The sequence below is a fragment of the Nostoc sp. CHAB 5715 genome, assembly GCF_020829685.1.
Lineage (GTDB): Bacteria > Cyanobacteriota > Cyanobacteriia > Cyanobacteriales > Nostocaceae > Nostoc.
Genome location: NZ_JAIVFR010000672.1, coordinates 1 through 4,322 on the forward strand (window position 1 = coordinate 1; position 4,322 = coordinate 4,322).

Here is a 4,322-nt window from a genome sequence, read left to right on the forward strand (position 1 = left end):
CGTTGTTGGTAAGCAGAAAACTAGTTCTTCAAAGGTTACTGATGGTGTCCAGCCCAACTTCTGGCGTGCTTTGGTAGAATCACCAATCAACAACTCTACCTCAGATGGACGAAGGTAACGCTCATCAAACTCTACATAATCTTGCCAATTGAGATTTACGTAACTAAATGCTAGTTCCAAAAACTCGCGCACCGAGTGAGTTTCACCTGTAGAAATTACGTAATCGTCTGGCTGGTCTTTTTGCAACATCAACCACATTGCTTTGACATAATCCTTCGCATAGCCCCAATCTCGCTTTGCATCTAAATTACCCATGTAAATTTTTTTCTGCTTACCAACAACGATACCAGCTACTGCTCTAGTAATTTTGCGGGTTACAAAGGTTTCACCCCGGCGTGGTGACTCGTGGTTAAAAAGTATGCCATTACAAGCAAACAAATTATAAGACTCACGATAATTTACAGTTTGCCAGTGGGCGTAAACTTTCGCACAGGCATAGGGACTGCGGGGATAAAAGGGCGTTGTCTCAGTTTGAGGTATTGCTTGTACTAAACCGTACATTTCTGAAGAACCCGCTTGGTAAAATCGCACCTGAATTCCGGTACGGTGTTGATAGTCCCGAATTGCTTCCAACAGACGCAACGTTCCCATTCCGACAGCATCCACCGTGTATTCTGGTGAATCAAAGCTTACTCTGACATGGGATTGAGCGCCCAGGTTGTAAATCTCTACTGGCTGGACTTCTTCTAAAATGCGTCGCAGCGTTGTACCATCTGTCAAGTCACCATAGTGAAGAAACAACCGCACTCCCTCTTTGTGGGGATCTTCGTAAATATGATCGATGCGGTCTGTGTTAAAGGTAGAAGTCCGGCGAATAATGCCATGAACCTCATAACCTTGTTCCAATAAAAACTCACTTAGATATGAACCATCTTGACCAGTAATACCAGTAATCAACGCTCGTTTCTGCTGCGTCATGCTTAATTATCCCTTATTGTCTTTGATTAAAAAGTTACAGCCAATCTGATACAACCTAGCAGCTAATTGCTCAATTGCCTAATGGTAAACCTACGAGTTCTTGTAGTTAAGAGACTTTCTCCCTAAATAAATATACTTAATAATAAATTAATTTAACACGTCAGCTTTGTTAGATATATCAAGATTGTATAATTATGTATATTTGTTTTACTAGATACAGCAGATTTCAAGGAAGGTGAGGTACACAAGCTAAGTCTGTTACCCAGGTCTAAAGCGTGTTTTACTCCTGAATTCTGTATTCTGCTATAAATAAAGATTCTTTTTGTGTACGTTATTTTTTGGTCAAAACTTCATATATCATATCTTTGGTTTTCTGAAGACTGATTGAAGAATTCAGGAGTCAGTAAGTAGAAATGCATAAATTATAGATAACTATATAAATTAAAGAAGAACAATCATTTAGTTTTAGGAAAAGAATTGATACTTAGGGGCATTAACTGCCCCACAGAATCGACCCTAAGTAATTACTCAGTATGCCCCGTTATTTTTGGGTAAAATGACCACATCAACGGTTTTCAAGATGATCCATAAATCAAGCCAGAAATTCCTAAACCTAGCATAATGCAGGTCTATTTGGACTCGCCGAGGGTAGGGAATATCATTACGCCCAGATACCTGCCACAAACCAGTAATTCCTGGACGGATTGTTAAAATCTCATCAATGTAACAACCGTACTTTGGCAGTTCTTCTGCTACCAACGGTCGGGGGCCGACTACACTCATGTCCCCTTTTAAAACGTTCCAGAACTGGGGAAATTCGTCTAAGCTAGTAATTCGCAAAAATCGACCAATTTTGGTAATCCTGGGGTCTTGTTTCAACTTAAAACTGCTTTCAAACTCTTCTCGCAACTCCGGCGATGTTTCCATCATTTGCATGAGGATTTCGTCCGCATTGCTTACCATTGTTCGGAATTTAATACAATTAAACGTTTTGTAATTTTTCCCTACCCGTTCCTGGACATAAAAAATTGGGCCTTCTGAGCTGAAAGCAATCAGCAAGGCCAAAATTAAGTAGACGGGGAAGAACAAAATTAACACCGACAGCGAAAACACTATATCGAACAGTCGTTTGGCAAACTCTCCGTTTAAACCCTGAAAAGATAAACCTTTGGGTTTAACTTTTGGTGTCTTCGTTTTTTGACCACGTTTTAAGAAACGCGTAGACGCTCTGGTGTCTTGCCTTACGCCTCGCTTGCCGGAGAGGAGTGAGCTCTGGGCAGTCATCATACTCCTTAATAATCCACACCACACATAGTCCCAATATTAAAGCCAAAATGAGGTGCTTCTGGGGAAAATTGCCAAAAGCCTAAAAAAATAAGACGTTAATTAAGACCATCATTGCAAAAATGGTCTTTTTTCGTTGCATTTGTTTACAAAATCTAGATAACGATCTGCAAAAATTTGCGGTGAGAACTGCGCGGCGTGCGATCGCATATACTCGGAACTGAACGAACCCTCATACACTTCAAATTTTTCCACTGCCTCCACTAAAGCCGCCTCTGTTTGCGTCTTGAAGAATATACCTGTCCCTGTATCCGCACAAGAACGGATATCTCGCACTGTTTCTAAAGCACCCCCTGCACCGTAGGCAATCACTGGCGTGCCACAGGCTTGTGCTTCCACTAGGGCGATACCAAAATCTTCACAAGCTGCATATACAAACGCCTTAGCCCTAGACATATATTTTTTTACCACATTATCGGGTTGCCATCCCAATATTTGGATATTAGAGTTTGCCATCTCACGAATTTTGTTCATTTCATCTCCTGTACCAATGACTACTAATGGTCGTTTTAGTTGATTAAAAGCCTTGACAATCAACGATATTTGCTTGTAACTCACTAACCGGGAAACTGTCAGGTAAAAGTCCTCTTTCTCAGACAGAAATGGAAATTCCGCAATATTCACTGGTGGGTAAATGACTCTTGCTTCTCGTCGATAGCAACGCCAAATCCGCCGAGCTGTATGCTGCGAGTTAGCAATGAAGTAATCAACGCGATTGGCACTCAATACATCCCATTGGCGCAAACGATGTAATAAATATCGCGTCACCCACCCAGCGAAACCACTGCCCATTTTGCTGTGGCGCAGATAATCAAAAGTCAAGTCCCAGGCATAGCGCATAGGGCTGTGACAGTAGCAAATATGCATCTGTTCGGGAGTGGTAAGGATTCCTTTGGCAACAGCGTGGGATGAAGACAGAATTACATCATAATGCCGTAAATCAAGTTGTTCAATTGCCAAAGGCCACAAAGGCAAGTATTTTTGTATACCGTTGCGGGCATAAGGAAAGTTCTGGAGAAACGTTTTGCCAATCTGACGCTTGTATAAATAACTTTCAGGATTGCTGGATTCAAAATCTATGAGAGCATACAAATCAGCATCAATATGATTCAAAATTTCTCGGACAACGAGTTCTGAACCACCGGTGGCTTTGGGTGTCAGCCACTCATGAACTAGAGCATATTTCAAGGGCACAGCTAAACAATTCAAAATTCAAAATTCACGCATTCAAAATTGAAGATAGTTTTCTTAGACTCCGACTGAAAAGTTTCCCTTTGTGATTAATTAACGGGAAGCGCCCCAGATTAGCAAATGGGACGGAATCTTTTCCTTAGAGGTTCCAGATGGATGCTGCAACCTGATAATCTCAGAATGGGGAGTGGGGAGTGGGGAGTGGGGAATGGGGAATGGGGAATAACCAATAGTTTTCTTCCCCTGCTTTTCCCCTACTCCCTATTCCCCACTCCCTACTCCCTTGACGACAACTGATATAGAAATGGTGAATTTATGCGAATTCTAATTATGGGTGGTACTCGGTTCATTGGTGTCTATTTGACTCAACTACTAGTGGAACAAGGACATGAGGTGGTGCTGTTCAATCGGGGAAATCGGCCAGCACCTTCTTTAGAGGGAGTAGGACAAATTATAGGCGATCGCACTGATGCTACTCAATTAAAGGCAAAGTTATCACAAGAAAACTTTGATGTCATTTTTGATAATAACGGGCGGGAACTTACTGATACTCAACCACTAGCAGAAATTTTTCAAGACCGAGTGCAACATTTTGTCTATATGAGTTCTGCGGGAGTATATCTCAAATCTGACCAATTACCCCATGTAGAAGGTGATCCAGTAGATCCTAAAAGTCGCCACTTGGGTAAACATGAAACAGAAGCTTATCCACTAATACGGGAACTTGACCGAAGGGATTAAGCGACTGAAATTCAGAGGCTTTGTGTTCCCCCTTCAGCAAATCGACCTTAATCCATTCATGTTCAATG

The 4,322-nt window shown here is 41.6% G+C and carries 4 protein-coding genes and 1 pseudogene; 1 reads left to right on the top strand and 4 read right to left on the bottom strand.

The features are described from left to right. The 3 genes from gmd to LC574_RS28740 all read right to left on the bottom strand — a co-directional run. On the bottom strand, window positions 1–978 hold a 978-nt coding region (gene gmd / locus LC574_RS28730), incomplete at its 3' end, for a GDP-mannose 4,6-dehydratase (protein ID WP_229457046.1). A 528-nt stretch (window positions 979–1,506) separates the two neighbouring features. Further along, window positions 1,507–2,262, bottom strand: coding sequence for a sugar transferase (locus tag LC574_RS28735; RefSeq protein WP_229457048.1), 756 nt, complete (start codon window positions 2,260–2,262; stop codon window positions 1,507–1,509). Between the two features lie 111 nt (window positions 2,263–2,373). Then, on the bottom strand, window positions 2,374–3,516 hold the full coding sequence (locus LC574_RS28740) for a glycosyltransferase (protein ID WP_229457047.1): 1,143 nt from the start codon (window positions 3,514–3,516) through the stop codon (window positions 2,374–2,376). A 312-nt stretch (window positions 3,517–3,828) separates the two neighbouring features. On the opposite strand from LC574_RS28740, the pseudogene LC574_RS28745 reads away from it, so the two are divergent. Continuing rightward, a pseudogene (locus LC574_RS28745) lies at window positions 3,829–4,221 on the top strand (NAD-dependent epimerase/dehydratase family protein); the annotation flags it as partial. Here LC574_RS28745 and LC574_RS28750 read toward each other — a convergent pair. Continuing rightward, window positions 4,181–4,294: a hypothetical protein gene (locus LC574_RS28750; RefSeq protein ID WP_229457049.1), complete on the bottom strand. Its 114-nt coding sequence runs from the start codon at window positions 4,292–4,294 to the stop codon at window positions 4,181–4,183. The pseudogene LC574_RS28745 and the gene LC574_RS28750 overlap by 41 nt on opposite strands. Window positions 4,295–4,322 lie beyond the last annotated feature (28 nt).

Coding starts and splice junctions, on each gene's coding strand:
- LC574_RS28735 (WP_229457048.1), bottom strand. CDS start 2,262: ATGACTGCCCAGAGCTCACTCCTCTCCGGCAAGCGAGGCGTAAGGCAA.